Genomic DNA, 26,169 nt, shown 5'->3' with positions numbered 1-26,169 from the left:
GGCCAGCGATATCGATCCGAAGGCGCCGAGCCCGGTTCAAATGCTCCGCTTCATCAAACGGATGAAGTCACGGTTTGACCCGCTCGAGTCCGAACCGCGGCCGACGCTTGGAAGACTTGGCGCCCTGACCTCAGAACGGCCAGCGCCGTAGGCGATTGCTTCGTCGAATCTCGTGCGACCCGGCCGGCATGGAGAGAAAGTCGCCGTCCTGTCCAACGCGCAAAGGCCCGGCGAAGCGGGCGCGGGCATCGCCCAGGAAGGCGCTGTCCAGTATCGCTGGCGTCGGCGGCACGATGTGATCGAGCAACAGATAGCGCACGCCTGCGCGCTGTGCGGTGTCGGCGGCGGCCTCCGGCGTCGAGTGATAGCTCGGGATGTCGTGCAGGATCGCCGCGAGATTGCCGCGGCCCGCCGCCAGCGCGGCCTGACGCTGCATGGCCACGAGGATAGGAGACAGGGCTTCATGCACGAGCACGTCGGCGCCGCGCGCCGCCCTCTGCAGGGCAGGGGTTGACGCGGTGTCGCCGCTGATCACCAGGACCCGATCCTTGTATTCGAAGCGATAGCCGACCGCCGGTTCCGCGGGGCGATGGTCGACGGCGAAGGCCCAGACCTTGAGGTTGGGCGCTTGCAGAACCAGCGTCGGGGATCCTGCTGGATCGATCGCGAAAGGATGCGGCGCGCCGCCGAAACCGGATGGCGGAACCACGTTTGGGGCGTGATGGCGCAGGCGGTAGTCGCGGTCGAGGGCGTAGGCGCCTTCGAACCCCTGCACCACGCGATCCACCCCCACAGGGCCATAGATGTCGAGAGGGCGACGAGCGGCTCCGCCGGCCCAGTGCTGCAGCATCAGCTCCCCGAGGTCGCCGATGTGGTCGGAGTGGAAGTGGCTGATGAACACGGCCTCGGCTCTCGCCGGCGGAAGACCCATGAGCGCCAGAGTCCGCGTCGAACCGGGTCCACTGTCCACCACGAACAGGTGAGAGCCCGCCAACACGGCGACGCACGGGCCAACCCGTCCGGGGTCCGGCATGGGGGAGCCCGCGCCGCAGAGTCCCACATGCAGCCCATCGGGCAGCTGCGGCAAGCCCTGGGCCGCGATTCCCAGCCGGTAGGCCCGGTCAAGCCCCGCCAGCAGGAGACGGTCGCGGAACCCCCAGGCGGCGGCCGAGATCAAGATAAGGGCGAGCCCGAGGGCCAGTAGGCTCCGCTTCCACATCAGACGACCTCGCTTGACGCTTGCGTCATATTGGCATTAATAATGCCAATACACCTGGGAGCCCTAAAACTCAAGCCGTGGGGATACGATGCAGATCTTGAGGACGCCGGACGATCGCTTCGCGGGGCTGGCCGACTATCCGTTTGCCCCCAATTACGCGCAGATACAGGGCCCCCACGGGACCTCGCTGCGCCTGCACTATGTGGACGAGGGGCCGAGGGACGGCCAGCCCATCCTGCTGCTGCACGGAGAGCCCTCCTGGTCGTACCTCTACCGGAAGATCATTCCCGAGCTCGTGGCGCGAGGCCGCCGCGTCCTCGCGCCCGACCTGATCGGGTTTGGCCGCTCGGACAAGCCGGCCGCACGTACCGACTACACCTACGAGCGCCACGTGACGTGGATGACCGAATGGCTGGTTGGGCTCGACCTGGAGCCGGCCGTCCTGTTCTGCCAGGACTGGGGTGGGCTGATCGGTCTGCGCCTCGTGGCCGCCATGCCGTCCCGCTTCGCGGCGGTAGTGGCGGCCAACACGGGGCTGCCGGAGGGCGAGCCGGTCAGCGACGCGTTCAACGATTGGCTGACCTTCAGCCAGAGCGTGCCAAGCCTGCCCGTCGGCGCGATCATCGCCGCCGGCTGCGCCCGGCCGCTGAGCGAGGGTGAGCGGGCGGCGTACGACGCGCCCTTCCCCGACGAGAGCTACAAGGCAGGTGCGCGCCAGTTCCCGACCCTGGTCCCGGTCACCCCGGAGCACGCGTCGGTGGCTGAGAACCGGCAGGCCTGGGCGGCCCTAGGTCGGTTCGAACAGCCATTCGTCACCGCCTACAGCGATGGTGACCCAGTGACGGCGGGCCGCGACCGAGAGTTTCAGGCGCGGGTTCCCGGGGCACGCGGGCAACGCCACCTGACATTGCCCGGTGGCCACTTCCTCCAGGAGGACAGTCCGGGCGAGATCGCCGACCTGCTCGACAGCTTGGCGGCCGAAGCGGCGCGGGAGACCGCCTGATTTGGCCATAACGCCGTTTCGCCGCCCACCGAGCAGGCCGTCAAGTTCTTCAGCGCGCCGCAAGAAGGGCCTTTCGCCATGACCGGCTGAAGTTCACGCCGCGGTCGGAATACCGCGACGGCTGGGACGCGCACCTCGCCGGCGCCCAGGCCTACGCCTGCCCGGCGCGGATGTTACGCCCCCTCACCGTCTACATGAGGCGGCGCTCTCCGGGCCGCGACGTGCCCTCTTCGCCGAGCTTCGACAAGCCGCAGAGCGGCCGCCAAGGACAGGCCGAATACCGGGACCGCTGACCGGGCGGAACCCGCACACTTCGTTCGGAGTGCGGGTCGCGTCGAAACCGTCTCGGCGCCTGACTCTTGATCGCCGCGATTATTTCGGCATATGATGTGCCATATCAACTGACGCATCGGCAATTCGGTGCTCAAGCGAAATGGGCAGGTCCAATGCAAATCTTGAGAACGCCGGACGATCGGTTCGAGAACCTCCCGGACTTTCCTTTCGCGCCACATTACGTCGAAATCCCGGACCTTGAGGGCGGGCGTTTGCGCATCCACTACCTCGACGAGGGGCCGAGGGACGGCAAGTCGGTGCTGCTGTTCCACGGGGAGCCGACGTGGTGCTATCTCTACCGGAAGATGATCCCGCATTTGACGGCCGCAGGACTGCGGGTGCTGGCCCCCGACCTCGTCGGCATGGGCCGTAGCGACAAGCCGGCGGAGACCTCCGACTATAGCTACGACCGTCATGTGCTTTGGATGGAAGCCTGGCTGCACGCTGTCGACGTGCAAGGCGCGATCTGGTTTGGCCAGGACTGGGGCAGCCTGATCGGGCTTGGCATGGTCACACGCAACGCGCAGCGGTTTGATGGCATCGTCATCGCCAACGGTCTCCTGCCGGATATGGCGCACCTCGACCGTATGGTTCCCTATCAACTCCGCTCCCCCGACCCGGCCGCCTTCGGGCGATGGCAGGACTGGATCCGAGACCAAAAGGAGATCGACGCCGGCCAGATCGTCGCTGAAGGGGTGCCGGGCGAGCACCCTGAGCCCGTGCTTAAGCTGTCCCCAGCCGAGCGCGCCGCCTACAATGCGCCCTTCCCGGACGGCCGCTATCAGGCCGGCGCCCTGATTTTCCCGTTTCTCCTGAACAACCTGAATGCCGCGGGACGGCAGATTTGCGTTGACGGCTGGGACGTCCTTGAGAAGTGGACAAAGCCGTTCGTGACCGCCTTCGGCAAGGCGGACGGGGTGCTGGGATGGGCCGACGACTATTTCCAGGACCTCGTGCCGGGGGCCAAAGGCCAGCCCCACAAGACCTTCAAGGACGGCCGCCACTTCATCCAGGAGGAGGAGCCGCAGGCGCTCGCGGACGCCGTCATCGACGTCGCAAGGCGGACCTGAGCACCAGACAGGTCTCCGCAATGCGGATACGAGGTCGCCAGTCCGGTTAGGCGCGGGGCTTCGTTGCGAAAGGACTCCAAGTCGCGCGACCGCCTCGGGGCGCAACGCGGCGTCCTCAGGGCGAGCTTGGCTATTCTCGGCCTCTTCGCGCCGGTCGCACCGGGACGCGGCCTGCGGAGGCCCGCGTCCACCCGGCGCGGGTGCTCGCTACGCGCCAGGCGACCCCTGTGATATGCGTCTCCCTCGGTCTGACGGCGACGCCCGGCGCGGTCTAGCGCCCCAGCCCCGCCTTGGCGAGCAACACCGGTGCGGTGCTCGGCGGGTGGGGGCTTAGCGGTCGCAGAGATCGACGCGCTGCGGTCCGGGGGCCATGTGGCAGCTGAACGACCGCTCTAGCTGGTGATCTTGCCCCCTTGAGGGCCGGAACCGCGCCCGCGTTGTCAGCCGAGCCGGCCAGCGCGCGGGCGCGCCCCGGCGTTCGCGCGGCTGCGGGCAAGGTGCCGCCATCCGAAGGCCGCGGCTAGCGGCCGGCGAACTCCGGAGGCCGCTTCTCAACGAAGGCGCGGGACGCGGCCTTGTGATCCTCCGTGGCCATGGTGCGAACCATATGGATCGCCTCGGCGTCCAGCACATCGCTCAGCGTCCCGGCGAGCGCGACGTTCAGGTTACGCTTCATGTAGCCGATAGCGATGGTGGGCAGCCTCGCCAGCCGCTCTCGCCAAGTCGCAGCGGCCGCAGCAAGCTCGGCCACCGGGACCGCCTCGTTCACGATCCCAAGGGCGGCGGCCTCCTCGCCTGTGATGACGTCCGCGGTGAAGTAGAGTTCGCGGGCCCGCCCGCCGCCGACCAGGCGAGTGAGGAAATAGCTGCCGCCGTAGTCTCCCGACAGACCCACCCTGGAGAAGGCGGTGGTCAGTTTGGCCTCCTTGGCCGCGATCCGCAGATCGCACGCCAGCGCCAGGGAGAGCCCTGCGCCCGCCGCCGCGCCCGGAATGACCGCGAGCGTCGGCTTCGGCATCTCATGCAGCAGCCGGCTGAGTTCCGTGCTCGCCCGCAGGCTTTGGGTGCGCTGTTCGAAGGTAGGCGCGGCGGCCGCGGCCGCGCCCTGGGCGTCGCGCGCGTCTGCCGCAGCCGCGAAACCCTTCACGTCGCCTCCCGCGCAGAAGGCGCCGCCGGCGCCGGTCAGCACCAGCACCCGCACCGACGGATCGGCCGCCGCCCGCTGGGCGGCGGCGAGCAGCGCCTCGAGCATGGCGCCCGTCAGAGCGTTGCGCGCCTCCGGCCGGTTCATGGTGAGGGTCACCACACCGCTCTCGAACGTCTCGATGAGGTCCTCGGTCATCAGGTCTCCGATGCTGGTTGACGGTTTCGGTCAGGCGGCGGCGAAGGCCGCGAGCCGCGTGCGGATGATCTCGTTGGCCTCCGCCATGATCTCGTCGATCAGCGCCTGACAGGTCGGGATGTCGTGGATCAGTCCGACCACCATGCCGCAAGACCAAGCGCCGGCGTCCGTGTCCCCGTCTTGCATGATCCGAGGATAGACCCCGCCCACCTCGGCGATGATGTCCTCGAACCTGAGGTTGGCGCCGAGCGTCCGCTCCTTCTCGAGCAGGCGGTCGACGGCGGCGTTGTGTAGCACGCGCTCCGTGTTCCGAAGCGGGCGCATGATCAGGCGCGTGTCCAGCTCGGTGGCCGCGACGATCGCCTGCTTCACACGCTCGTGCACCGGCGCCTCCTGGGTGGCGATGAAGCGGGTGCCCATGTTCACGCCATCGGCGCCCATGGCGAGCGCCGCCACCAACTGCGCCCCGTTCGCCACCCCGCCGGAGGCGACGAAGGGAACCTTCAGCTCCTCGGCCGCGCGCGGCAGCAGGACCCAGTTCCCGACGTCGTCCTCGCCGGGATGTCCGCCGCACTCGAAGCCGTCGACGCTGACCGCGTCGCAGCCGATCGCCTCGGCCTTTAGCGAGTGGCGGACCGAGGTGCACTTATGGATCACCTTGATGCCCGCCTCCTTCAAGGCAGGCAGCCACTTCTGCGGATTATTGCCGGCGGTCTCGACCACCTTCACGCCGCCCTCAATGATCGCCTTCACATAGCCGGGGTAGTCCGGCGGCGTGATCGCCGGCAGGAAGGTCAGGTTCACGCCGAACGGCTTGTCGGTCAGCGCCCGGCAGCGGGCGATCTCGGCGGCGAGTTTCTCGGGCGTGCGCTGCGTGAGGCCGGTAATGATGCCGAGCCCGCCGGCGTTGGAGACCGCGGCGGCCATCTCCGCCAGGCCGACGAAGTGCATCCCGCCCTGGATGATTGGGTGTTCGATGCCGAAGAGCTCGGTGATGCGGGTTTTCATGGTCGTGGGGTCCTGTGCGGTGGCGGTGGGTCGATCGCGGAGGGTGCGGGCGCTAACGCCCGGGGAATTGCGGCTTGCGTTTCTGGAAGGCGGCTTCAGCGGGCCTCCTTCGCGTGCTCGCTGGAAAAGGCGATGCGGATGTGGGAGACCTCGCAACGAGGCTGTTGCTCGAGGCTGCCCGGCTCCATGCGCTGGTCATCCCGCGCTTCAGCAGCCGCAGCGTGATGGGCGACCACTGGTAGAACTCCTCGCACGACGCGCGCGAGGCGATCCTGGAACGTGTCGTCGTCAACGATCTCGCCCGCCATGACCCAGGCGACGGCCTCCTCGCCCGTGTCGGTGCGGTTTTTCCATCATAAGCCGGACCGCACGCTCGTAACTCATGGTCTGGGGGAGGGTGACGTTCAGGGCCGCGATGGGCGATCCGCCGATCCGGGTTCGTCCTGTAGAGCGACGCAGGCGCCCCGTAGAGGACGATCGGCCGCGCCGCGCCCCGTTCATCGCGCCCACGGGTTCCGCTCGGACCCGCCCTTCCGTCGAGATTGATCCTGCACGCTCACGCCTGCGCCCCCGAGCGCTGGAGCCTTGCGTTCTGCTGCAAGGCGAATTCCGCCTTACCGATGTCCGCGCCGCGAACGACAGCCTCCCGTGCGCCCACTCTGCGGAACCAGGCGCGCAAGCTGGGGAACTCTTTGAGATCTACGCCCAACATCTTGTACCCGCGGATCCACGGCCAGATCGCCATGTCGGCGATCGAGTAGTCGTCCGCCACGAACTCCCGGCCGGCGAGGTGGCGGTCCAGCACTCCGTAGAGACGGCGCGACTCCGCCGTGTATCGCTCCAGGGCGTACGGAATCTTTTCGCTCAGGTAGTTGAAATGCCCCGCCTGCCCGACCATCGGCCCGAGGCCGGCGCATTGCCAGTAGAGCCATTGCTCGACCGCGCTGCGGACGCGCCGCTCAGAGGGGTAAAAGGCGCCGGCCTTATCGGCCAAGTACTGCAGGATCGCGCCCGACTCGAAGATCGCGATCGGCTGCCCGCCAGGACCGTCGGGATCCACGATCGCCGGCATGCGGCCGTTTGGGGATATCGATAGGAATTCGGGCGACAGCTGCGCGCCGGCTCCGAGGTCGACAGGCACAAGCCGGTAGGGAAGGCCCGTTTCCTCCAGCAAGATAGTGACCTTCCATCCGTTCGGCGTCGGCCAGAAGTGGACATCGATCATGACGACCTCCCGCGATGAATAGGAATAGATATTCTGGTTCTGGTCAAGTCGACTTCGACGACGGGTCCCGGCCGCAACGCCTAGCGCCGAGGCGTATCCTTCTCGTGTGGCCGCGGCGGCCGGCCACCGGCCGGGCGATGCCATCGACGGGCAGGTTCAGATGCGGAAGAAGAGGGGGCGGCGTACGCCGCCCCCTCGACCGGGGCGCCCCAGACGGTGACTGGCGACGCACCGTCCAGCGGGGGCGATAGGCCCCGGTTCGTTTGGCCGATCACCGGCCGCGACCATCGTGAGCTAGCCGGAGCCGTCCGCCCAAGTGGGCGACGGACCAGGCTCAGTTCGGATCTAGAAACGGCAGTCTTGGATCGACATCGGACGGGGGGGCGCCTCACCAGAGCGTGCCCCAGTAGCCGGCCCTCAGAACACGGTCCGGGACCGCGCGCGCCGCCGCCTCGGGCAGCGTCGCGTAGTGGCGATGCAGGCGCTGGAGCGCATAGGCCCTGTAGGGTTGACCGGTAGCCGATAGATGACGCCGGCCTTCTCCCACGCGAACTGGCCGGCGCGGGACGTCCTCCAGGTTGGCCGCCATAAGTAGGACAGGTAGGTCGGCAGCAGCTCGCTGAGCAGTCGATCTCGGGGCCGCAGCGGGCGTCGCCGATCGGAAAGCTCGCCCGGATCCCGCGGCGCGGCCCCGTCGGACCGTGCCGCGTCTTTCGCTCGACGCCTGTTGAACCGGCGCGCCCGGACATCTCAACTCGCCTCTCGATGATAATAGCGCACGCAATGTCGTTACGCCCCGGAAGTGAATCGCGTCTTCGTCGCACCGGCCACCTGAAGCCTCGACTAGATTTGGCTTCGGCACTGGGCCGGTGAGGCCCCCGCCGCGTGGGCTCGTCCGACGGAGCGGACCCGTCCGCCTCAAGACTTTGTCCGCGACAGGAGGCAGGCTCCCGACAGCGCGACCAACACCGAGGCTTCGACGAACACCAAGCTCAACGCTTCGCGAGCGGGCGGGTAATCGGCCAGGGTCGCGAGCCGCCCGAGGAGAGCTGCGGAGAACAGGGCAAGCGCCGGGATCGCCCGCCCCCAACGCCCCTCGATGCCCGCCCAAAGCGCGAACCCGCCCGCCACCGCGAAGAACGCACCGATGTCGGCGCGGAAACTGGCGACCCCCTCGGGTCGGGTGGCCGCGAGCCCGAGTCGATCACCGAGCGTTTCGGGTTGAAGCCAGGCGCTGAAGGCCAACACGATGGCGAAGAGCCCGACAAGGGCGAAGACCAGACGCGATATGCGGCGCATCGGTGGCTCCGGAGCAAGGTTGCGGTTGCCTCCGCGGCCGGAGGGGATGAGACCTGATCGACGATCATCTTGCGCAGAGACCCGATACGAACAGGTTGTCGTATCTATCGGCAGTAATAGTGCCATAATATGAGCATCGTGGCAAGCGTAGACGGCCTGGGCGGCGCAGGCGCGCCGCTCAGGACTGTGGCCATGGCTGAGATGGGAGACTTCTGGATCGACATCTTCCCGGTCACGAACCGCGAGTTCGCCACGCTTGGTGGAAGCGAGAGGCCATGTGACCCTGGCGGAGCAGACCCCACGGGCGGAGGATATGCCGGCGCCGCGCCCGAGGACCCTCGCCCCGGAGACCAACGACAGTCCGACCTCGCACATCGGCTTCCGCTGCGTGGCGCGTCGTGGCGACGTGACGGCCAATAGCTAAGTTGAGCCCTCGGTGCCCGCCTGGATGGCGTGGATCGCCAGCTCCACGACGGCCCGGGCTCGGCGGGGTGTGAGGTTCTGTTCGAACCTCAGACGCATCCAAGCTTCGAAGCTCATGTTCAGGTCCAGGAGTTCGAGGCGTACGGCGTCGCGTCTCAGGTTCGCAGGCAGCACGGCCTTCAGCGACTCGCGCATCTCTTGGTTCGCCCGTTCCTGGTGCGCGCGAAGCAGCGGCGAACGATGTTTGTGCACATCGGCCGCCCGCTTGTACGGTGCCATCTTCTCAAAGGCGTAGATGCGTCGATCTAGCATCTCGCCAAGTTTTCCCTGCCAATCCTCGGACTTGAAGGGCTGTTGCGCCAGGTCGCGGAACTCGGCCTCGGCCACGTCGGACATCTCCGCGTAGAGGCTGTCCATGTCCTTGAAGTGACGAAACACCGAGCGCAGTCCCACCTGGGCTCGTGCCGCCACGCGCTCGACGCCGGGAGAGACGTCCCCCGCGTGCACAAGGTCGAGCATGGCCTGGACGATGCGCGCCCGGCTGGTGGCGGATCGCTGGTGGCGGCCGTCCAGCTTCACGGCATCGAGTTGCGGCGATTTCTCGCTCATGGCCTTGGCTCCGCCTCGTGATCGATCGCTTCCGCCCCTTCGCAGAGCCGTCGTCAAGGTGCATCAATTTGCTGATTCGCCCGAACCGCGCCTCATGCGCCGGTTCCGCGGCCTCTCCCCTGAGTCGCGACCCGGCGGTCGAGCCCCCTCAGGACTTCGCCGTTGGACCCGCCGGCCGCCCGTTGTCCACCTCTGCGGCCGCCCAGGCGAGCGCGAACCATCCGACCAGGAGGAGCCCCGCCCCGACGCTTTGCAGGGGGAACGCAAGACCCCAGAGCCCGGCGAGCAGAAGGAGCCGGCTCAGGAACAACAGGGCGCCGCCGCTCAGGAAATATGCCGGCGCAAACCGGGCGCGGGCTGCGCCCACCCGCATGAACGTCGCGCAAGCGAAGGTGGCCATGACGTGGGTCAATCCCAGGTGAGCAGGTTCGGCCAGCTCGTGGGCGACCGGGGCTAGACGCGGATTGACGAGAGGTGCGAGATCGACACTCACATAGAGGATCGCCAGGGCGATACCGAGGCGCATCCAGGTTCGCCGCGACCAGAACCGCACAGGGAGGGTCGGTCGTGTGCGCTGCGGGAGCGACCTGGTCTGCTGACCTGCGCTCGTCACGAGCTCCGGGTCCGTCACCGCACCTGCGGTCGAGACGCTCCCGCGTTCATGCCGCATGTGAGGTGAGGGCCCTTCCGCTGGGGGTCTCTGCGCCCGGGCGGCGGTCCGCCAGCGCCTCGAGGAGAGCATAGGCAGTGGTCTCGCTAGCGTTCTGATTCTGCCCGGTGATTAGCCGGCCGTCGACGACCACGTAGGTCGCAAACAGGTCGGAGAAGGCATGTCGGCTCTCGAAGATCGCGCCGGCGGCTCGCAGATCACGTTCTGGGTGCGAGGGGAGGCGGGTGATCCCGAGTTCCCGCAATTGCTTGTCGGTCACGGCCGTCAGGCGCCTCCCACGCACCAACGGCGCCCCTGACTCGTCACGGGCTCGCAGCAGCCCAAGTCCCCCATGGCAAACCGAGCCGATCAGCGTGCCCGCCGCCCACGCGGCGGTGATACCCCGCCCCAAGCTCTCGCTGTCGGCCAGGTCGTAGGCCGCACCCCAGCCGCCCGCGACGAAGACGATGTCGTAGTCGGAGAAGTCGACCTGGGCGATCGGGAGCGAGTGTTGCAGCTTGCAGCACGCGCCCGGATCCTTGAGAAAGCGGCGATCCGCAGGGTGCGCAAATGGCCAGCGGAGGCTTTGTGGCTCGATGGGAATCGGGCCGCCTGCAATACTGGCGAGGTCAACCGCCATGCCGGCGTCTGCGAAGGCGTAATAGGGGCCGGTCATTTCGAACGCGGCGACGCCAGTGCGCCGTCCGCCTTCGCCCAACTGTGCGCAGCTGGTTGTGACGACGAGCGCCCGCTTCCCGTGCGCCACAACGGGCGGCCTTTCCGTACGCGGCTGAAATCCGAGGGTGCGCAACAACCACGGCACGCCTCCATAGACCGCAAGCAAAGCCGCGGCGGCGACCAGGCCCAGCAACGCTTGCTCCATCCGAGCGCCCTCCTCGCGCTTCACGCCTCCGGCGCTCGAGTTTGTGAGTCCCGAATCTTTTGGCGTTATATATGCCATAACATGGGGAGGGGCGCCGGGCGAGCGGAAAAGCGGCTCTGGCGCCTCTGATGACGAAGGGGCGGCGGCGACCTGATCGAACTTGAATAGGCGGGGTGGTTGCGTGAACCTCAGGGTGCCGGCACCTATTGCGCGGCGACGAAGCACCTCCGAAACGCGGACCGCCCGCAGGTCGGTCGTTGGCGCAACAACCGCGCCGAGAATTGCCCTCTGCCCTTCCGACGACGGGAGCGGGCCGTGCAGCGGTTCCGCTGGATGAACACCCTTCAATGTTCGTGGCGACCCGCGCCTCAGTTCACAACCACTTCAACCAGAGGCGCCATCTCGTCACCCGCCAGGAGTATCGAATCCGCCGCTTAGCCGGCATGGCCGAGTGGACGTCCCTGGTGGCCTGAACGCGGCTCAGGGTTGGGCGAACTGCGCCAAGCTGGAGACGCGTTATCAATCGGATGACAGCACCGGCAAAAGGCCTCGATCTTGGATCAGCCTCGCATGGCCTCCACCAGGCGTTGTGCCGTGCGGTTCGCGACATGCCTGATCGGATCGTCGCTGAGGTGGGCATAGATCTCGGTCGTCCGTGATTGCTTGTGGCCGAGCACTTTGCCGACCATGAACAGTGACGCGCCGTCGGCGATGGCGAAGCTGGCGAAGCTGTGCCGCAGGTCGTGCAGCCGCACATTCGTCAGCGGAGGCACATCGTCGGGATGATCGCCGGCTTCCAGGGCGCGCTTGCGCGAGACCTGGTTGGCCCGGACGCGGACCATCTCCCAGTGGTGGCCCAGGCCGACGTAGCAGCCCTCGCCCTTCATCGCGGGGAGCACGAAAGGTGAGCGGCGCTTCGGCTCCGGCCGCTCCCCGGAGTTGTGTCCGCGCATGTCGGGTTCGGCGCGGTTCGCCGCCCAGCGACGCTTCAGGATCGTGACGGCGGCGTCGGCGAGGGGAACGACCTTCGCGCCGGTCTTGGAATCGGGCAGCCGCAGGCAGCTCTTGGTCCAGTCGACCCAGGCCCATTCCAGGGTGAGGATCTCGCTCTTGCGGCAGCCGGTGAGCATCAGGAGCCGCACCGCGTCCGCCATGACCTCCATGCGCGGTTGTTCGCGCTCGATCTCGGCGATCGCTTCGCTGAAGCAGGCGACCTCCCTTTCCGAGAGATAGCGCTCGCGGCGCGTCGTCTTGAAGCCTTTGACGCCACGCGCCGGATTGTGGGTCACCCGGCCGGTCTCGATCCCCCACTGGTAGCAGGCGGCCAGCACCACGACGGCCATGGAGGCGATGCGCTTGCCGCCCTTCACGTTGGAGCGGCGCCGGTGACCCGTCTTCTCGGATCTGGCGGTTTTGCCCTTGGAGATGTCGAGCTGCATCATCGCCACGTCGTTCTTCGTGAGCTCCCGCGCGAGGAGCCGCCCGATGAGCGGCTTGACGTGGTTCTTGAAGATGCCTCGATCGGTGTCCCAACTGCTCGCCTTCTTCTCGGGCTTCAGCGCAGGCCCGTCCTCCAGGTAGGCGTCGGCTAGTTCGGAGACGCTGATCGCCCCGCGTTCCTCGGCCTTGGCGTCCTGGGGGTCGACGCCGCTGCGTAGACCGTGCAGCAGGTCGCCGGCGCGGTCGCGGGCTTCCTTGACGCCATAGTCCGCCCGCAACGGACCCATGGTGTGCTTCCGCTTCTTGCCGCCCCGCCGATAAACAAGGATGAAGCTCTTCGAGCCGGTGGGTCGGACCCGGACGCCAAGACCGGTCACCTCGGTGTCCCAAACGACGTACTCGCAGGCCTCCGGGGCGAGTGCGGCGACCAGTTTTTCAGTCAGTTTCGGCATCGCAGAAGGCCCTTTTCTGGGTACCGCATGGGTACCAGCGGGCGAAAAATGGTACCCAGCTTCGCCCGGTTTCACTTTCGCCCAAAATCTCCATTTATTCAACCTCCACAATGAGTTAGAAACGAGATGAGAGCGTCTGAAAACGGCCGGAAAAGGCCTCCGGGGCCCATGGCATTCAAGAGGTCAGCGGTTCGACTCCGCTTAGCTCCACCATGAAGGCCCGCCGGTAACGCCGGCGGGCCTTCGCCTTATCGCGGGTCCGTCGACGCGGCCGCTTCTGCCTGGCGGCGAGCTGTGGCAACTAGCCGGCGTCCTCGGAGATCCCCGCTTGCGCCGATCGCTCCTCGCCGTCGCCTGCCTTCTCGGCCTCGCCGCCTGCGACACGCCGAAGCCGCGACCCGCCGCCCCGCCGCCGCCGCAGGCCGCCGCGCCCCCAGACGCAGCCGCGCCGAAGGCCGAACCCGCGCCGGCGCTCTCGGCCGGACTGGCGAGCCGCGGCCCGGCCAGCGGCTTCTTCCTCGATCAGGTGGGCCAGGCCGTGGACCCGGCCAACCGCAAGCCGGCCGCGACCTCGGCCGCTGCGCCCCTGACCATCATCGGCTTCGCCTTCGACGACCCCGCCAAGATGCCGGCCAAGGGCGTGGACGTAGTGCTGGATGGGGTGGCGCGCCCGGCGACCTACGGCCAGGCGCGGCCGGATGTGGCCGCCTACTTCAAAAACCCGGCGCTCACCAACGTGGGCTTCACCGCCGACCTGCCGGCCGGGACCCTGCCGCCCGGGCCGCACAAGGTGTCCCTGCGGGTGATCGCCGCCGACGGCGCCGGCTACTTCGAGACCCCACAGGTCGAGGTCACGGTCCGGTAGATTGAAAAGTCCTCGGCAGATCCCCAATTAGGACCTGTCCGGTCGAGCCGCGCCGCTACCGGGCGGCCCGGCCGGAGAGTCGCTTCTATCGAGGACTCTTCGAGGATGAACCGGTCGATACTCTTCGACAGCCCGTTCCTGCTGGGCTTTGAGCACACCCGCAGCCTGATCGAGCGCGCGGCCAAGGCCGCCGCCGAGAGCTACCCGCCGTACAATGTGGAGGACCGCGGCGACGGGGCCCTCCGCATCACCTTGGCGGTGGCAGGCTTCACGCCCGACCAGCTCAGCGTGGCCGTCGAGGATCGGCAGCTCACCGTCACCGGACGCCGGGACGGCGAGGGCAAGCCCGAGGAAGCCTACCTCCACCGCGGCATCGCCGCCCGGGGCTTCGCGAGGAGCTTCGTGCTGGCCGACGGCATGGTGGTGGACGGCGCGACCCTGGAGCACGGCCTGCTCCACATCGACCTGGCCCGGCCGGAGCCGGAAAAGCGGATCCATCAGATCCCCATCCGCACCGCCGGCTGAGCTTAACAAATGAGGCGCGGGTTCAATTTCCCGCCGAATGCGCCGTCGGAAGGCTGAACCGGCTTCCGCCCGACGCGTTGGAGTTTTCGGAGGTGGTCATGATGACACCGGTATTGACATCTGAAGCGTTTGCTGCTCTCGGCGCGCCGAACCTCGTTTATGTTCGGCCGGTCAAGGCGGCGGAGATCCTGGCCAGCGTCCCGAGCGCCAGCATCCAGGGGTTCGAGCTCGATCCCGACCAGACCCTGTATGCGGTGCACCGCGCCGACGGCGAACGACTCGCCGTCCTGACCGACCGCGAGTCCGCGGTGGCCGCGGCCCTCGCCCACGAGCTGGCGCCCGTCTCGGTCCACTAAGCCGTACGCGCAGATGTCCCTCCCCTCGTGGGGAGGGGCGAAGCCGGCGACGCGCGCCGGCTTTTTCATGTCTTGTGGGTCGGCCTAGGCGGCGGTGGAGCGTGGCGAGGCGCCGGGGTCCTGCACCAACAGGGCATGGATCGCATCCGCCGTGCCCGCCTGGCGAAGCTGTTCGCGCAGGTTGGCCTGGCGCAGCATCCGCGACACGCGCGCGAGCGCGCGCAGATGCTCGGCGCCGGCGTCCTTCGGCGCAAACAGGGCGAAGATGAGGTCCACCGGCTTGTCGTCGACCGACTCGAACTCCACCGGTTCATCGAGGCGCACGAACACGCCGCGCATGCGGTCGAGACCCTCGAGGCGGGCGTGCGGAGCGGCGACGCCATGCCCCACGCCGGTCGAGCCGGCCTGCTCGCGCTCCAACAGCGCCTCGAGCACCTCGCCGGCGTCGAGCTTGAGGTTACGGGCGGCGATGTCGGCCACGACCTTCAGCGCCTGGCGCTTGTTGGCCGCGCTCGCGCGCAGGGAGATCGCGTTGCGATCCAGGAGTTCGCCGATATGCATCTGTCTCTAGTACGCCCGTGACTCTCTTGCCGGTCCCTAGCGGACCGGCATGACGGAATGGCGAAGCGCCTTCAGGCCGCGCCGGTTCCGTCGCCGTCTCCGTTCCCGTTCCTCGTCCGCTCAGGATCGATCCAACCGATGTTCCCGTCCGGCCGGCGATATACCACCGACAGTCCGCCGTGGGCAGCGTTGCGGAACACGATTGTTTGAGATTCGGTCAGGTCCAGCTCCATCACCGCCATGGAAACGGTCATCGTCCGCACCGGCTTCTCGGTCTCGGCGATCACCATCGGCTCGGGGAACCCGGCGGCCGAATCGTCCTCCTCCTCGTCCTCGTCCTCGGTGGGGCGGATGACGAAGTAGGCGGCGGTCTCCGCCTGCTTGGCATGGGCGGCCAGGGAGTGGTCGGTCAGGCGGCGCTTATAGCGGCGGATCCGCTTGTCCATCTTCTCGAGCGCCACGTCGAACGCCATGTGCGCATCACCGCCCACGCCGTGGGTGGTGAGCTGCTGGCCTGACGCCAGGGTGACCGCGCAGTCGACCTTGAAGGACTGGCCCTCTCGACTGATCACCACATCGGCGCCGCCGCCGCGTTCGAAGTACTTCTCAATGCTGGTGGAGAGCTGGTCGGCGACTCGCGAGCGCAGGGCATCGCCGACATCGACGTGTTTGCCGGTGACTTGGACTTGCATGCCCCATCAACGCGCCCGTCGCGAGATGGTGTCAACCTTGCGAAAATAGTCCGAGCAACTGGTGGAATCCGCGGGTGAGCAGGCTGCCGGCCAGGACCAGAACGCTCACGCTGACGGCGGTCAGCGCATAGCCGAACAGGGCCAGCAGGCCGTCGCGCTGGACCAGCGCCAGCGAAAGCAGGCTGACCGCTGCGGCGGGCAGGATGTTGCCCAGCGGGATCGGCAGGATCAGCACCACGGCCAGCAGGAAGCAGACGAGACCGATCAGCCGCTCGCCGACGCCCACGAACAGGAACGAGAAGCGCGGCCGCGACACGGCCTCCACACGCTCGATCCAGGGCAGCACCCGCGGCAAGCCTTTCTGGAGGTCGGCCGTGGCGATCGCGCCGCGCCGGACCTTGGCCGGCAGCCATGGATGGCGGGCTCCGATGACAAGCTGCGGCGCCAGCAGCAGGAGCGGAAACCCGAAGATCGTCGTGCCGCCGGGCGGCAGCGGCAGGGTGCAGGCGAGCCCGAAGATCAGCAGCAGGCCGCCCAAGGCGCGCCCCCCGAATCGGTCCACGAGCTGGGCGACAGAAATCTGCGGCTCCTCGTGGTGGGCGAGGTCCTTCAGGATGTCGGACAGCGATTGCTGAGTCTCTGGACGGTCGGGCATTCGACCGATCCATCTGGGGCCTGAGGGTCACCGCGCCAAGGCGTTTTTCGGCAACAGTGCCCAGGGAATGTGACCCAGGTTACACTGCGTCCTTCAGCATGCGCCGGCGCTCGACGGACGAAGGGATACGCATGGCTTCGCGGTACTTCGCCACCGTGCGCCGGGCGATGTCCACGCCGGCCTCCTTCAGGATCTCGACGATGCGGTCGTCGGAGTGGACGTCGGCCTCGCTGGCCTCGGCGTCGATGAGCTGGCGGATGCGGTGGCGCACGCTTTCGGCGGAGTGCGCCTCGCCACCTTCCGTGGACTGAATGGCCGAGGTGAAGAAGAACTTCATCTCGAACACGCCGCGGGGCGTGGCGATGTACTTGTTGGACGTGACCCGGCTGACCGTCGATTCGTGCATGCCGATGGCGTCGGCGACGGTCTTCAGGTTCAGCGGGCGCAGGTGCTCCACACCGTAAGCCAGGAAAGCATCCTGCTGGCGCACGATCTCGGACGAGACCTTCAGGATCGTGCGCGCACGCTGGTCCAGGCTCTTCACCAGCCAGTTCGCCTGGGCGAGGCAGTCGGAAACGAACACCTTCTCCTGATCCGACCGTGCGGCGGCGGAGACCCGGGCGTGGTAGCGCTGGTCGACCAACAGCCTGGGCAGGGTGTCGGCGTTCAGCTCCACGTGCCAGAGGCCGCCGAGCCCCTCGCGCACGAACACATCGGGCGCCACCGGCTGCACCGGCTCGCTGCCGAAGGCCGCACCCGGCCGAGGCGTGAGCCCCTTCAGCTCGGCGACCATCTCGCGCAGATCCTCGTCGTCGACCCCACAGGCCTTCTTCAGCGCCGCCATGTCGCGGCGCGCCAGCAGCGGCAGGTTGTCGAGCAGGGCCGCCATGGCTGGGTCGAAGCGGTTGCGGTCCTTGAGCTGCAGCATCAGGCACTCGCGAACGTCGCGCGCCCCGACGCCGGTGGGCTCGAAGCCCTGGACGACGCCCAGCACCTGCTCCACCAGCGCCGGGTCGCAGCCGAGCCGGTCGGCGACCTCCCACAGCTCCGCCCGCAGGTAGCCGCCTTCGTCGATGGCGTCGATGAGCACGCTGGCGATCGCCGACTCCGCCGGCGTCAGGCCGGCCACCGAGAGCTGGTCGTAGAGGTGCTCGGCCAGGGTCTTTTCGCGGGCGAGGGCGCCCTCAAGGGCGTCGAGGTCGCCGTCGAAGCCCACGGGCCCGCCCTTGCCGGCCCGCGACCAGTCTATGGCCCCGCCGGCGTCCGCCGCCCCGGCGTCGGGCGCATCGCCAGTGGCGCGCTCGCCCGGCGAAACCTCGTCGTGGCTGACGTCCAGTTCGGCGCGGGCGCCGGCGTCGTCGATCCGGTCGGTGGCGTAGTCGGTGGTCGCCGCGTCGGCCGGCGGCTCCGATTCGCCGTCGCCTTCGCGGTCCTCGCGCTGGAGGAGCGGATTGCGCTCCAACTCGCCCTCGACATAGGCCTCGAGCTCGATGTTGGAGAGCTGCAACAGCTTGATGGCTTGCTGCAGCTGGGGCGTGATGACCAGCCCCTGCCCCTGCCGAATCTCGAGACGTGCGCCGAGCGCCACCGAAAAGCCCCCTCTGGCCTGTTTCTTGCTGGGGAGGCTACGGTGACGTTCCCAACCGATTGGTTAATTGCCGGCCGAATTCGTTAAGGCCTCAGGCCGCGAGCGCCGTCTCCGGTTCCGCCTTCCACGGGAACTCCGGGTAGAAGAGGCCCATCAGCCGGTCCGTGTAGGCCACGAGATTGCCGAACGCCCGCGCCTTCTCCTGCAGGGCGCAGGGGAAGAAGGGCGTGTAGAGCGCCGCCAGCATGCAGAAGGCCGTCGCATCCGTTCCGCACGGTCGGTCGCCGAACAGGAACGGCTTGTCGCCCAGGATCTCCGAAAGTGCGTCAAGGGACCGCAGGCCAAGCTCGACGATATCCTCCACGGCGTGGCGCCCGACCCCCTGGGCGTGCATCGCCGCCCGCACCTCGGCAAGCACCTCGGCGCGGATCGCCGCCTGCGCCTCGGGCGGCGCGTGGTCGAAGAAGTGGGCAGGGCCGCGCTCGAAGTTCTCGGGCGTGAGCCAGCGGAAGTAGCCGATCACCCAGCCGAGCTGGTTCTCCAGCATCCGCTCCACCGCCCAGGCCTCGGCCCGCTGACGCGCGGTGAGCCCCTCGTCGAAGTCGACCCCATAGGTGCGCTCCAGGTGCCAGCGGATGAAGGTGGAGTCCGCCACGCGCAGCTCGCCGTCGTCGAGGAACGGGATCTGGCCCGTCGGCGAGTCCTCCGGAACCGCGTCGCACGGCGCGTAGGGAAGGCCGGCCATCTTGAGCTGCACTTCCGTCTTGCCGACGTACGGGCTGACCTGCGGCAGGCCGAAGCCCGCCTGGGCGCCAAAGAGGGTGATCATTGCGGCTCTCCGTCCGTGCGAGTTGACACGGAGGAACAGTAGGGTCCCTCTGCTGCCAGCATTCTGTCAGCAGCTTGGCGGGAGGGACCATGCGACGGGCCGACCGGCTGTTTCAGATCATCCAGGTGCTCCGCCGCCACCGCGGCCCGGTGACGGCGGACGTCATCGCCGAGGAGCTGGAGACCTCGAAGCGGACCATCTACCGCGACATCGCGGACCTGATCGGCCAGCAGGTGCCGATCCGCGGCGAGGCGGGCGTGGGCTACGTGCTGGAAGGCGGCTACGACCTGCCGCCTTTGATGCTGACGCCCGATGAGGTGGAGGCGGCGGTGCTGGGCGCCCAGTGGGTGATGAGGCGCGGGGATCCGGAGCTGGCGCGGGCCGCCCAGGACCTGATCGCCAAGATCGCCGTGGCTGTGCCCGAGCGCCTTCGACCGCTGATCGTCGAGCCTGCGACCCGGGCCGCTCCCAACTGGAACGCCCTGCCCGACCGGCTGGACATGGCAAAGGCCAGACGCGCGATCCACTCCGGGTGCAAGATCCGGCTCGTCTACCGCGACGAGCAGGAGCGGGAGACCGAGCGCACCATCTGGCCGATCGCCGTGGGCTACCACGAGACGGTGCGGCTGCTCATCGCCTGGTGCGAGCTGAGAAACGACTTCCGCAGCTTCCGGACCGACCGTGTGGCGGAGGCCGCGTTTCTCGAGGACCGCTATCCCGAACGGCCGGCGTCGCTGCGCGCCCGCTACCGCAAGTACGCAGCGGCCGAGGCGGAGCGGATGAAGAAGGCCTGGTGCGAACGGGAGGCGCGAGAGGCGAGCTGAGCGGCCTCAGGCGTTGAAGTGGTCGCCCAGGTACACGCGGCGGACCTCGGGGTTGTCGACGATCTCGTCGGGGCTGCCTTCGAACAGCAGTTCGCCCGCGTGGATGATCGAGGCGCGGTCGATGATGTCCAACGTCTCGCGGACGTTGTGGTCGGTGATCAGGATGCCGATGCCGCGCGTCTTCAGATAGCTGATCACCTCGCGGATGTCGGCGATCGCCAGAGGATCGATGCCGGCGAACGGCTCGTCCAGCAGCATGAATGACGGCTCGGAGGCCAGCGCGCGGGCGATCTCCACCCGGCGCCGCTCGCCGCCCGACAGCGAGATCGCCGGCGCGTTCCGCAGGTGCTCGATGTGCAACTCCTCGAGGAGCTGGGTGACCATGGCGCGGGCCTTCTTGCGGTCGCGCTCGCGCAGCTCGACCACGGCCATCACATTGTCGGCCACGGTCATGCCGCGGAAGATCGAGGTCTCCTGCGGCAGGTAGCCGACGCCCATGCGCGCGCGCTGGTACATCGGCTGTGCGGTGATGTTCTCGCCGTCGAGGTAGATCGCGCCGTAGTCCGCCGGGATCAGGCCGGTGATCATGTAGAAGCAGGTGGTCTTGCCCGCGCCGTTCGGGCCGAGCAGGCCGGCGACCTCGCCGCGGGCGAGCCGCAGCGACACGCCCTTCACCACCGGCCGCCCGCGATAGGACTTGCCGATGTTGTCGACGACGAGGCCCTGCCCCGCCTGGACGGGCGCCGCCTGGATGCGTTCCTGCTTCAAGGCCGCCACCTGCTACCGACGCGCCTGGTCGTTGGTCTTCTTGCTCGGGTAGAACACCCCGCGCACGCGACCCTGGGCGTTCTTGCCGCTCGCCTGGCCCACCATGTTGCCTTCGCCGGTGCGCGTGTTGAACACCATCTTCGTGCCGCGCAGGACGTTCTGGCCCTGCACCGCGACCACGTCGCCGGTCATGGTCAGGGTCTCGGTGGCCGCCACGTAGACACCGTTGTTCGCCCGCACGCGCTGGTTGGGGGTCACGTAGTAGACCTGCCCCTCGGCTTCGAGCCGCTCCAGCTCGCCGCAGTTGGCGCCGGCCTGAGCGCCACCCGTGGCCGCGCCCTTGGCGTTGAAGATCCGCAGCACCTGCGCGCGCAGCCGCGAGTCGCCCTGCAGCGCCTCGGCGTTGCCGCGCCAGATGGCGGTGCAGGCGTTGTTCGTCACCTCGAGCTCGTCGGCGGTCATGTCGATGGGCGCGTCCGAGTTGCGGGCGAGCTGGGCCGTGGCCGGAGCCGCCGCCAGCGTCAGCGCCGCCGCCACGATCGGGAAAATGAGCTTCGTCCGCATGCCTGTCGCTCTACTTCGTCTGGAGGCGCGCACGCACGCCGCCCTTGAACACCATCCGCTCGCCTTTGCCGTAAACGGCATAGGACTTCGCGCTGATTTCTCCAAGCGACCCGGAGCCCTGAATGGGACCTGAACCGACGAGTTCCCCGGTCTTGGTGTCGAACAGCGACTCGGCCGTCTCGAAGGACTGCTGAGCACTTGAGATGCGCACGCCGCCGTTCAGTTCAAGCTTACGATTGCCTTCGTGATAGACGCCCGAGCCGCTGGAGATCCGCATCGGGTCCGGCCCTTCCTCGTCCAGCACCAACGCGGGGCGCTCCAGGATAACCCGCTGATAGTCCTTCTGGTCGCGCGTCGCCGAGACCGCGGTGATCACGAAGGCCCGGCCGCGGTCGTCGCGGCCGACGAAGCGCGGGTTCACCAGCCGGATGGGGGCATCGGGGTCGCTGGACGCCTCCGGCTTGGTGCGCAGCGCATTCCACGCCACCGAGCCGGCCATCGCCAGGAGGATGATCACGATCAGCGCCGGGACGCCGATCCGCAGCCAGCGCAGCGCGCGCGACCGCCGGCGCCAGCGGTCCGCCGTGGGGCGGTGGGCTGTGCCGTCCGCAGTGGGGAGGTCCGGCGCGGCCATGCCCGTTCCTTAGGAATGCGCGAAGATGTCGACGTCTTCCCAGCCCGCCACGTCCAGCAGCGCACGGTGCGGGAGGAAGTCGAAACAGGCGCGGGCGAGATGGTCGCGGCCCTCACGGACGAGCATCTCGTCCAAACGCGCACGCAGGCCGTGCAGGTGCAGCACGTCGCAGGCGGCGTAGTTGAGCTGGTCCTGGCTCAGCGCCGCCGCACCCCAGTCGGAGCTCTGCTGGGCCTTCGACAGATCGACGTTCAGGAGTTCGCGGACCACGTCCTTCAGGCCGTGCCGGTCGGTATAGGTGCGCGCGATCTTCGAGGCGATCTTGGTGCAATAGACCGGCGCGGTGACCACGCCGAGGTGCAGCCAGAACATGGCGATGTCGAAGCGGCCGAAATGGAACAGCTTCAGCACGCCGGGATCGGTCAGCACGCGCTTGAGATTGGGGCAGTCGTAGGTGGTCCGGTCGAGCTGGACCACGTGGGCGTCGCCCCCGCCGTCCGAGAGCTGGACGACGCACAGCGGGTCGCGGCCGAGCCGCAGCCCCATGGTCTCGGAATCGATGGCGACCACCGCCGCGCCGGCCAGGGCGTCGGCCGGCAGATCGCCCTTGTGCAGGTGAGTGGTCACTTAGCCTCAACTCCGACGCCGTTTGCCCCACCCCCGCTTTCAGAGGGTGGTGCCCAGGAGAGGACTCGAACCTCCACGGCTATTAACCACTGGTACCTGAAACCAGCGCGTCTACCAATTCCGCCACCTGGGCCCGGTCCGTCGGATCGGGAGGCGGCTACATAGGGCGCCCGGTACAGCCGGTCAACACGGCCTTTTCATCGATCTGGAGTCGCATTGCGGCGCGGGGCCGCATCGTCTATCGGCAGGCGCAGTTACGACGTCTCCAGAGAACGCGCGCGCGCCATGCAGAACCTTGTCACCGTCTTCGGCGGATCCGGCTTCGTCGGTAAGCACGCGGTGCGGCAGCTCGCCCGCGCCGGGTGGCGGATCCGCGTCGCGGTGCGCAACGTGAACCTCGGCTACAACATGCGCATGCTGGGCGACGTGGGCCAGATCGACCTCGTCCAGGCCAATGTTCGCAACGAGGCGTCCTGCCGGCGGGCCCTGGAGGGCGCGACCGCCGCCCTGAACCTGGTGGGCGTCGGCCGCGAGGCCGGTCGCCAGGGCTTCCAGGCGGTGCACGTCATGGGCGCCCGCAACGTGGCCGAGGCCGCCCGCGCCGAAGGGGTGACCCGGATCGTGCAGATGTCGGCGCTGGGCGCCGACGCCAACTCTGCGTCCAAGTACGCCCGCACCAAGGCCGAGGGTGAACTGGCGGTGCGCGAGATCTACCCCGACGCCGTGGTCGCCCGGCCGTCGATCGTGTTCGGGCCCGAGGACGACTTCTTCAACAACTTCGCGGGCATGATGACCATGCTGCCGGCCATGCCGCTGTTCGGCGGCGGCGCGACCCGCTTCCAGCCGGTGTTCGTGGGCGACGTGGCCAAGGCCTTGGCCAAGATGGTCACCCTCGAGGAATGCGCCGGCCAGACGTACGAGCTCGGCGGCCCGGCGGCCTTCACCTTCCGAGAGCTGATGCAGATGATCGCCGCCGAGACGGGCCGCAAGCCGCTGCTGCTGCCGCTGCCGCACGCCGCCGCCGGCGCGCTGGGTTCGGCGTTCGACCTCGTGCAGGGGCTGATGCAGCCGCCGATCACCTCCGACCAGGCCAAGCTGCTGAAGGTCGACAACGTCTGCTCCGGAGCCTACCCGGGCCTGGAGGAGCTGGGGATCACGCCGACGACGCTCGAAGCCGTGCTGCCCACCTACCTCTACCGGTACCGCAAGGGCGGCCAGTACGCCGACCTCGACGAGCGTGAGATGGCGGCGCTCCGCTAGGCAAGCCGCAGGGCGATCAGCCCGCCCACGCCGATCACGATCCGCAGCCAGCCGAACGGCGCGAACCCGCGCCGGGTGACGATCGCCAGCATCAGCTTGATGACCACCACCGCCACCAGGAAGGCGGTGACGAAGCCGATGGCCAGGAGGCCGAGATTGTCGCCGGCCAGGAGTTGGTCGCGGCTCTCGATGGCGTCGAGCACGAAGGCTCCCAGCATGGTGGGGATGGCCAGGAAGAAGGTGAACTCCGCCGCGGCGCGCTTCTCCACCCGGTTCAGCATGCCGCCGACGATGGTGGAGCCCGAGCGCGAGACGCCCGGGATCATCGCCAGCACCTGGAAGAGGCCGATGACGAAGGCGGTCTTGAGCGGAAGCTGATCCGGCTCGCTGTGGATCGGCGCGGGCGCCTTGCGGTCGATGAGCAGCAGCACGACGCCGCCGATGATCAACGAGACACACTGGACCACCGGGCTGTCGAACAGCACACCCTTGATGAAGTCGTGCAGCAGCAGGCCGAGCACGATCGAGGGGATGAAGGCCACGATCACGGAGAGGGCAAAGCGGCGGGACGCGGGATCGCTGGGCAGGGTGATGACCGCGCGCCAGAGCTTGCGGAAATAGAGCACCACGACAGCGAGGATCGCGCCCAACTGGATCATCACCGCGAAGGTGTTCCAGAACGGGTCCGTCAGGCCCATGCCGTGCTTGGCGAGCAGCATCATCCCCGTGGACGAGACCGGGATGAACTCCGTCAGCCCTTCGATGACGCCCAGGATGACGGCGTAGACCCAATCCGGCACGGCGAACTCCAACTGCTCAGGGGATGGCGCAAAGGGGCGGCACTATGGCGAAGAACAGGTTCATCTCAAAATTGGACCAGTTTCGCGTAAGATGCAGGCGCCTCGCGCCACCCCAGCGATCATCTGGAGAATCCTAGTCCAATGATTGTACCATGAGCTTTTCCACAGGCGCGCCGTCGCTTACATGGGCCGCACTGGAAGGAGGCCTCGCCCATGGCCGAGCGCATGCTGAAGTTCACCGTCACCCCCCGCTCCACCCCGGAGAAGCGGGATGCGGCGGCGCGCAAGGGCGACTTCCACGAAATCTACGCCGACTTCATCGACGCCAAGGCGTCCGAGCAGGCCGCGCGCTGCTCCCAATGCGGCGTGCCCTTCTGCCAGACCCACTGCCCGCTCCATAACAACATCCCCGACTGGCTGCGGATGACCGCCGAGGGCCGACTGCAGGAGGCCTACGCCCTGTCGCAAGCCACCAGCTCGATGCCGGAGGTCTGCGGCCGCATCTGCCCGCAGGACCGGCTCTGCGAAGGCAACTGCGTCATCGAGCAGTCGGGGCACGGCACGGTCACGATCGGCGCCGTCGAGCGCTACATCAACGACAAGGCCTGGGAAGAGGGCTGGGTCCGCCCGCTGGTCGCCGGCCCGGACCGCGGCCAGTCGGTCGCGGTCGTCGGCGCCGGGCCGGCCGGCCTCTCAGCCGCCGAGCTGCTGCGCGAGATGGGCTACGCCGTCACCGTCTACGACCGGCACGACCGGGCGGGCGGCCTGCTGACCTACGGCATCCCCGGCTTCAAGCTCGAGAAGTACGTGGTCGAGCGGCGCGTGCAGCGCCTGGCCGACGGCGGCATCGCGTTCCGGCTGGGCTTCGAGGTCGGTCGCGACGCCACGCTCGCCGAGCTGCGCGAGCGGCACGATGCGGTTCTGGTCGCCACGGGCGTCTACAAGGCCCGCGACCTGGAGGTCCCTGGCGCCGGCTCGATGGGCGTGGTTCCCGCCCTCGAATACCTGATCGCCGAGAACCGCTGGGACTTCGGCGACGAGGTCGAAGGCTTCAAGGACGGCCGGCTGCACGCCGCGGGCAAGCACGTGGTGGTGGTCGGCGGCGGCGACACGGCCATGGACTGCGTCCGCACCGCCGTCCGCCAGGGCGCGGCCTCGGTGACCTGCCTCTACCGCCGCGACCGGGCGAACATGCCGGGCTCGGTGCGGGAGGTGGCCCACGCCGAGGAGGAAGGCGTGATCTTCGAATGGCTGGCCGCGCCGCGCGCCGTCACCGGCGAGGCGCTGAAGGCCGCGGGCCTGCGCGCCGCGCGCATGCGCCTGGGGGCGCCCGACGCCACCGGCCGCCAGGCCCCGGAGGAGATCGAGGGCGCCGACTTCGAGCTCAAGGCCGATCTGGTCATCAAGGCGCTGGGCTTCGATCCCGAGGACCTGCCGGGGAACTTCCAGGCGCCGGACCTCGGCGTCACCCGCTGGGGGACGCTGAAGACGGACTTCCGCTCGATGATGACCTCGGTCCCCGGCGTGTTCGCCGCGGGCGACATCGTCCGTGGGGCCAGCCTCGTCGTCTGGGCGATCCGCGACGGCCGCGACGCCGCCCAGGCCATCCACCGCTACCTGACCGCCCACGCCAGCGCCGACGCGCTGATGGCCGCGGAGTGACCGC

At 68.3% G+C, this 26,169-nt stretch carries 28 protein-coding genes and 1 tRNA gene; 8 read left to right on the top strand and 21 right to left on the bottom strand.

Features of this window, described 5'->3' with window-relative positions:
* Nucleotides 1-130 precede the first annotated feature (130 nt).
* Nucleotides 131-1,219 carry an MBL fold metallo-hydrolase gene (locus tag ACE3Q8_RS00855; RefSeq protein ID WP_293216038.1) on the bottom strand — a complete coding sequence of 363 codons (1,089 nt, stop codon included), beginning with the start codon at nt 1,217-1,219 and terminating at the stop codon, nt 131-133.
* 88 nt (nt 1,220-1,307) lie between these two features.
* Between ACE3Q8_RS00855 and ACE3Q8_RS00850 the strand changes: the two genes are divergently transcribed.
* Nucleotides 1,308-2,222, top strand: a complete 915-nt coding sequence (locus ACE3Q8_RS00850) for a haloalkane dehalogenase (protein WP_293216039.1) — start codon at nt 1,308-1,310, stop codon at nt 2,220-2,222.
* Between the two features lie 359 nt (nt 2,223-2,581).
* Complete coding sequence (locus ACE3Q8_RS00845) at nt 2,582-3,625, top strand: haloalkane dehalogenase (protein ID WP_293216040.1); 1,044 nt, start codon at nt 2,582-2,584, stop codon at nt 3,623-3,625.
* A gap of 520 nt (nt 3,626-4,145) precedes the next feature.
* On the opposite strand, the gene ACE3Q8_RS00840 is transcribed toward ACE3Q8_RS00845, so the two are convergent.
* The 9 genes from ACE3Q8_RS00840 to ACE3Q8_RS00800 all read right to left on the bottom strand — a co-directional run bounded on the left by ACE3Q8_RS00840 (nt 4,146) and on the right by ACE3Q8_RS00800 (nt 13,030).
* Nucleotides 4,146-4,967 (bottom strand): enoyl-CoA hydratase-related protein, encoded by an 822-nt coding sequence (locus ACE3Q8_RS00840; RefSeq protein ID WP_293216041.1) that lies wholly within the window; start codon nt 4,965-4,967, stop codon nt 4,146-4,148.
* Nucleotides 4,968-4,997: 30 nt separating this feature from the next.
* Nucleotides 4,998-5,975: a nitronate monooxygenase family protein gene (locus tag ACE3Q8_RS00835; RefSeq protein ID WP_293216042.1), complete on the bottom strand. Its 978-nt coding sequence runs from the start codon at nt 5,973-5,975 to the stop codon at nt 4,998-5,000.
* Between the two features lie 95 nt (nt 5,976-6,070).
* Nucleotides 6,071-6,283 carry a hypothetical protein gene (locus tag ACE3Q8_RS00830; protein WP_293216043.1) on the bottom strand — a complete coding sequence of 71 codons (213 nt, stop codon included), beginning with the start codon at nt 6,281-6,283 and terminating at the stop codon, nt 6,071-6,073.
* Between the two features lie 248 nt (nt 6,284-6,531).
* Nucleotides 6,532-7,200, bottom strand: a complete 669-nt coding sequence (locus ACE3Q8_RS00825) for a glutathione S-transferase N-terminal domain-containing protein (protein ID WP_293216044.1) — start codon at nt 7,198-7,200, stop codon at nt 6,532-6,534.
* Nucleotides 7,201-8,118: 918 nt separating this feature from the next.
* Entirely contained in the window at nt 8,119-8,499 is a 381-nt protein-coding gene (locus tag ACE3Q8_RS00820; protein WP_293216046.1) for a hypothetical protein, read from the bottom strand.
* 420 nt (nt 8,500-8,919) lie between these two features.
* Nucleotides 8,920-9,531 carry a TetR/AcrR family transcriptional regulator gene (locus ACE3Q8_RS00815; protein ID WP_374468012.1) on the bottom strand — a complete coding sequence of 204 codons (612 nt, stop codon included), beginning with the start codon at nt 9,529-9,531 and terminating at the stop codon, nt 8,920-8,922.
* 148 nt (nt 9,532-9,679) lie between these two features.
* Nucleotides 9,680-10,057, bottom strand: coding sequence for a hypothetical protein (locus tag ACE3Q8_RS00810; RefSeq protein ID WP_293216048.1), 378 nt, complete (start codon nt 10,055-10,057; stop codon nt 9,680-9,682).
* 133 nt (nt 10,058-10,190) lie between these two features.
* Nucleotides 10,191-11,063: a type 1 glutamine amidotransferase domain-containing protein gene (locus ACE3Q8_RS00805; RefSeq protein WP_293216049.1), complete on the bottom strand. Its 873-nt coding sequence runs from the start codon at nt 11,061-11,063 to the stop codon at nt 10,191-10,193.
* 560 nt (nt 11,064-11,623) lie between these two features.
* Complete coding sequence (locus ACE3Q8_RS00800) at nt 11,624-13,030, bottom strand: tyrosine-type recombinase/integrase (protein ID WP_374468010.1); 1,407 nt, start codon at nt 13,028-13,030, stop codon at nt 11,624-11,626.
* A gap of 253 nt (nt 13,031-13,283) precedes the next feature.
* On the opposite strand from ACE3Q8_RS00800, the gene ACE3Q8_RS00795 reads away from it, so the two are divergent.
* The 3 genes from ACE3Q8_RS00795 (at nt 13,284) to ACE3Q8_RS00785 (ending at nt 14,701) form a co-directional block, all read left to right on the top strand.
* Complete coding sequence (locus tag ACE3Q8_RS00795) at nt 13,284-13,820, top strand: hypothetical protein (RefSeq protein ID WP_374468008.1); 537 nt, start codon at nt 13,284-13,286, stop codon at nt 13,818-13,820.
* Between the two features lie 105 nt (nt 13,821-13,925).
* Nucleotides 13,926-14,345, top strand: a complete 420-nt coding sequence (locus ACE3Q8_RS00790; RefSeq protein WP_374468006.1) for an Hsp20 family protein — start codon at nt 13,926-13,928, stop codon at nt 14,343-14,345.
* Between the two features lie 98 nt (nt 14,346-14,443).
* Nucleotides 14,444-14,701, top strand: a complete 258-nt coding sequence (locus ACE3Q8_RS00785; protein WP_374468004.1) for a DUF1150 family protein — start codon at nt 14,444-14,446, stop codon at nt 14,699-14,701.
* 84 nt (nt 14,702-14,785) lie between these two features.
* Here ACE3Q8_RS00785 and ptsN read toward each other — a convergent pair whose 3' ends face one another.
* From ptsN to ACE3Q8_RS00760, 5 genes are all read right to left on the bottom strand, one after another.
* A complete protein-coding gene (gene ptsN, locus ACE3Q8_RS00780) occupies nt 14,786-15,262 on the bottom strand; it encodes a PTS IIA-like nitrogen regulatory protein PtsN (RefSeq protein ID WP_374468002.1) in 477 nt (158 codons plus the stop codon).
* Between the two features lie 71 nt (nt 15,263-15,333).
* A complete protein-coding gene (gene hpf, locus ACE3Q8_RS00775; RefSeq protein ID WP_374468001.1) occupies nt 15,334-15,954 on the bottom strand; it encodes a ribosome hibernation-promoting factor, HPF/YfiA family in 621 nt (206 codons plus the stop codon).
* A 31-nt stretch (nt 15,955-15,985) separates the two neighbouring features.
* A complete protein-coding gene (locus ACE3Q8_RS00770) occupies nt 15,986-16,609 on the bottom strand; it encodes an exopolysaccharide biosynthesis protein (RefSeq protein ID WP_374467999.1) in 624 nt (207 codons plus the stop codon).
* Nucleotides 16,610-16,688: 79 nt separating this feature from the next.
* Nucleotides 16,689-18,197: an RNA polymerase factor sigma-54 gene (gene rpoN / locus ACE3Q8_RS00765; RefSeq protein ID WP_374467997.1), complete on the bottom strand. Its 1,509-nt coding sequence runs from the start codon at nt 18,195-18,197 to the stop codon at nt 16,689-16,691.
* A 91-nt stretch (nt 18,198-18,288) separates the two neighbouring features.
* Complete coding sequence (locus tag ACE3Q8_RS00760; RefSeq protein ID WP_374467995.1) at nt 18,289-19,026, bottom strand: glutathione S-transferase family protein; 738 nt, start codon at nt 19,024-19,026, stop codon at nt 18,289-18,291.
* 89 nt (nt 19,027-19,115) lie between these two features.
* Between ACE3Q8_RS00760 and ACE3Q8_RS00755 the strand changes: the two genes are divergently transcribed.
* Nucleotides 19,116-19,850: a helix-turn-helix transcriptional regulator gene (locus ACE3Q8_RS00755; protein ID WP_374467993.1), complete on the top strand. Its 735-nt coding sequence runs from the start codon at nt 19,116-19,118 to the stop codon at nt 19,848-19,850.
* Nucleotides 19,851-19,856: 6 nt separating this feature from the next.
* On the opposite strand, the gene lptB is transcribed toward ACE3Q8_RS00755, so the two are convergent.
* The 5 genes from lptB to ACE3Q8_RS00730 form a co-directional block, all read right to left on the bottom strand.
* Nucleotides 19,857-20,603, bottom strand: coding sequence for an LPS export ABC transporter ATP-binding protein (gene lptB, locus ACE3Q8_RS00750; protein ID WP_374468172.1), 747 nt, complete (start codon nt 20,601-20,603; stop codon nt 19,857-19,859).
* A 27-nt stretch (nt 20,604-20,630) separates the two neighbouring features.
* A complete protein-coding gene (locus tag ACE3Q8_RS00745) occupies nt 20,631-21,182 on the bottom strand; it encodes an LptA/OstA family protein (RefSeq protein WP_374467991.1) in 552 nt (183 codons plus the stop codon).
* 10 nt (nt 21,183-21,192) lie between these two features.
* Nucleotides 21,193-21,816: an LPS export ABC transporter periplasmic protein LptC gene (gene lptC / locus ACE3Q8_RS00740; protein ID WP_374467989.1), complete on the bottom strand. Its 624-nt coding sequence runs from the start codon at nt 21,814-21,816 to the stop codon at nt 21,193-21,195.
* A gap of 9 nt (nt 21,817-21,825) precedes the next feature.
* Nucleotides 21,826-22,443, bottom strand: coding sequence for a ribonuclease D (locus tag ACE3Q8_RS00735; protein WP_374467987.1), 618 nt, complete (start codon nt 22,441-22,443; stop codon nt 21,826-21,828).
* A gap of 47 nt (nt 22,444-22,490) precedes the next feature.
* Nucleotides 22,491-22,576 (bottom strand) — tRNA-Leu (locus ACE3Q8_RS00730).
* A 152-nt stretch (nt 22,577-22,728) separates the two neighbouring features.
* On the opposite strand from ACE3Q8_RS00730, the gene ACE3Q8_RS00725 reads away from it, so the two are divergent.
* Nucleotides 22,729-23,703, top strand: a complete 975-nt coding sequence (locus ACE3Q8_RS00725; RefSeq protein ID WP_374467985.1) for a complex I NDUFA9 subunit family protein — start codon at nt 22,729-22,731, stop codon at nt 23,701-23,703.
* On the opposite strand, the gene ACE3Q8_RS00720 is transcribed toward ACE3Q8_RS00725, so the two are convergent.
* A complete protein-coding gene (locus tag ACE3Q8_RS00720; protein WP_374467983.1) occupies nt 23,700-24,503 on the bottom strand; it encodes an undecaprenyl-diphosphate phosphatase in 804 nt (267 codons plus the stop codon). The genes ACE3Q8_RS00725 and ACE3Q8_RS00720 overlap by 4 nt on opposite strands.
* A gap of 213 nt (nt 24,504-24,716) precedes the next feature.
* On the opposite strand from ACE3Q8_RS00720, the gene ACE3Q8_RS00715 reads away from it, so the two are divergent.
* On the top strand, nt 24,717-26,165 hold the full coding sequence (locus tag ACE3Q8_RS00715) for an NAD(P)-dependent oxidoreductase (RefSeq protein WP_374467981.1): 1,449 nt from the start codon (nt 24,717-24,719) through the stop codon (nt 26,163-26,165).
* Nucleotides 26,166-26,169 lie beyond the last annotated feature (4 nt).

The sequence above is a fragment of the Phenylobacterium sp. genome (assembly GCF_041913825.1).
Taxonomy (GTDB): domain Bacteria; phylum Pseudomonadota; class Alphaproteobacteria; order Caulobacterales; family Caulobacteraceae; genus Phenylobacterium.
The sequence above is the reverse complement of the archived record's forward strand: the minus strand, read 5'-3'. Positions and strand labels throughout refer to the sequence as shown.

Coding starts and splice junctions, on each gene's coding strand:
- ACE3Q8_RS00855 (WP_293216038.1), bottom strand. CDS start 1,219: ATGTGGAAGCGGAGCCTACTGGCCCTCGGGCTCGCCCTTATCTTGATC.
- ACE3Q8_RS00850 (WP_293216039.1), top strand. CDS start 1,308: ATGCAGATCTTGAGGACGCCGGACGATCGCTTCGCGGGGCTGGCCGAC.
- ACE3Q8_RS00840 (WP_293216041.1), bottom strand. CDS start 4,967: ATGACCGAGGACCTCATCGAGACGTTCGAGAGCGGTGTGGTGACCCTC.
- ACE3Q8_RS00835 (WP_293216042.1), bottom strand. CDS start 5,975: ATGAAAACCCGCATCACCGAGCTCTTCGGCATCGAACACCCAATCATC.
- ACE3Q8_RS00830 (WP_293216043.1), bottom strand. CDS start 6,283: ATGGCGGGCGAGATCGTTGACGACGACACGTTCCAGGATCGCCTCGCG.
- ACE3Q8_RS00825 (WP_293216044.1), bottom strand. CDS start 7,200: ATGATCGATGTCCACTTCTGGCCGACGCCGAACGGATGGAAGGTCACT.
- ACE3Q8_RS00820 (WP_293216046.1), bottom strand. CDS start 8,499: ATGCGCCGCATATCGCGTCTGGTCTTCGCCCTTGTCGGGCTCTTCGCC.
- ACE3Q8_RS00815 (WP_374468012.1), bottom strand. CDS start 9,531: ATGAGCGAGAAATCGCCGCAACTCGATGCCGTGAAGCTGGACGGCCGC.
- ACE3Q8_RS00810 (WP_293216048.1), bottom strand. CDS start 10,057: ATGCGCCTCGGTATCGCCCTGGCGATCCTCTATGTGAGTGTCGATCTC.
- ACE3Q8_RS00805 (WP_293216049.1), bottom strand. CDS start 11,063: ATGGAGCAAGCGTTGCTGGGCCTGGTCGCCGCCGCGGCTTTGCTTGCG.
- ACE3Q8_RS00790 (WP_374468006.1), top strand. CDS start 13,926: ATGAACCGGTCGATACTCTTCGACAGCCCGTTCCTGCTGGGCTTTGAG.
- ACE3Q8_RS00785 (WP_374468004.1), top strand. CDS start 14,444: ATGATGACACCGGTATTGACATCTGAAGCGTTTGCTGCTCTCGGCGCG.
- ptsN (WP_374468002.1), bottom strand. CDS start 15,262: ATGCATATCGGCGAACTCCTGGATCGCAACGCGATCTCCCTGCGCGCG.
- hpf (WP_374468001.1), bottom strand. CDS start 15,954: ATGCAAGTCCAAGTCACCGGCAAACACGTCGATGTCGGCGATGCCCTG.
- ACE3Q8_RS00770 (WP_374467999.1), bottom strand. CDS start 16,609: ATGCCCGACCGTCCAGAGACTCAGCAATCGCTGTCCGACATCCTGAAG.
- ACE3Q8_RS00760 (WP_374467995.1), bottom strand. CDS start 19,026: ATGATCACCCTCTTTGGCGCCCAGGCGGGCTTCGGCCTGCCGCAGGTC.
- ACE3Q8_RS00755 (WP_374467993.1), top strand. CDS start 19,116: ATGCGACGGGCCGACCGGCTGTTTCAGATCATCCAGGTGCTCCGCCGC.
- ACE3Q8_RS00745 (WP_374467991.1), bottom strand. CDS start 21,182: ATGCGGACGAAGCTCATTTTCCCGATCGTGGCGGCGGCGCTGACGCTG.
- lptC (WP_374467989.1), bottom strand. CDS start 21,816: ATGGCCGCGCCGGACCTCCCCACTGCGGACGGCACAGCCCACCGCCCC.
- ACE3Q8_RS00725 (WP_374467985.1), top strand. CDS start 22,729: ATGCAGAACCTTGTCACCGTCTTCGGCGGATCCGGCTTCGTCGGTAAG.
- ACE3Q8_RS00715 (WP_374467981.1), top strand. CDS start 24,717: ATGGCCGAGCGCATGCTGAAGTTCACCGTCACCCCCCGCTCCACCCCG.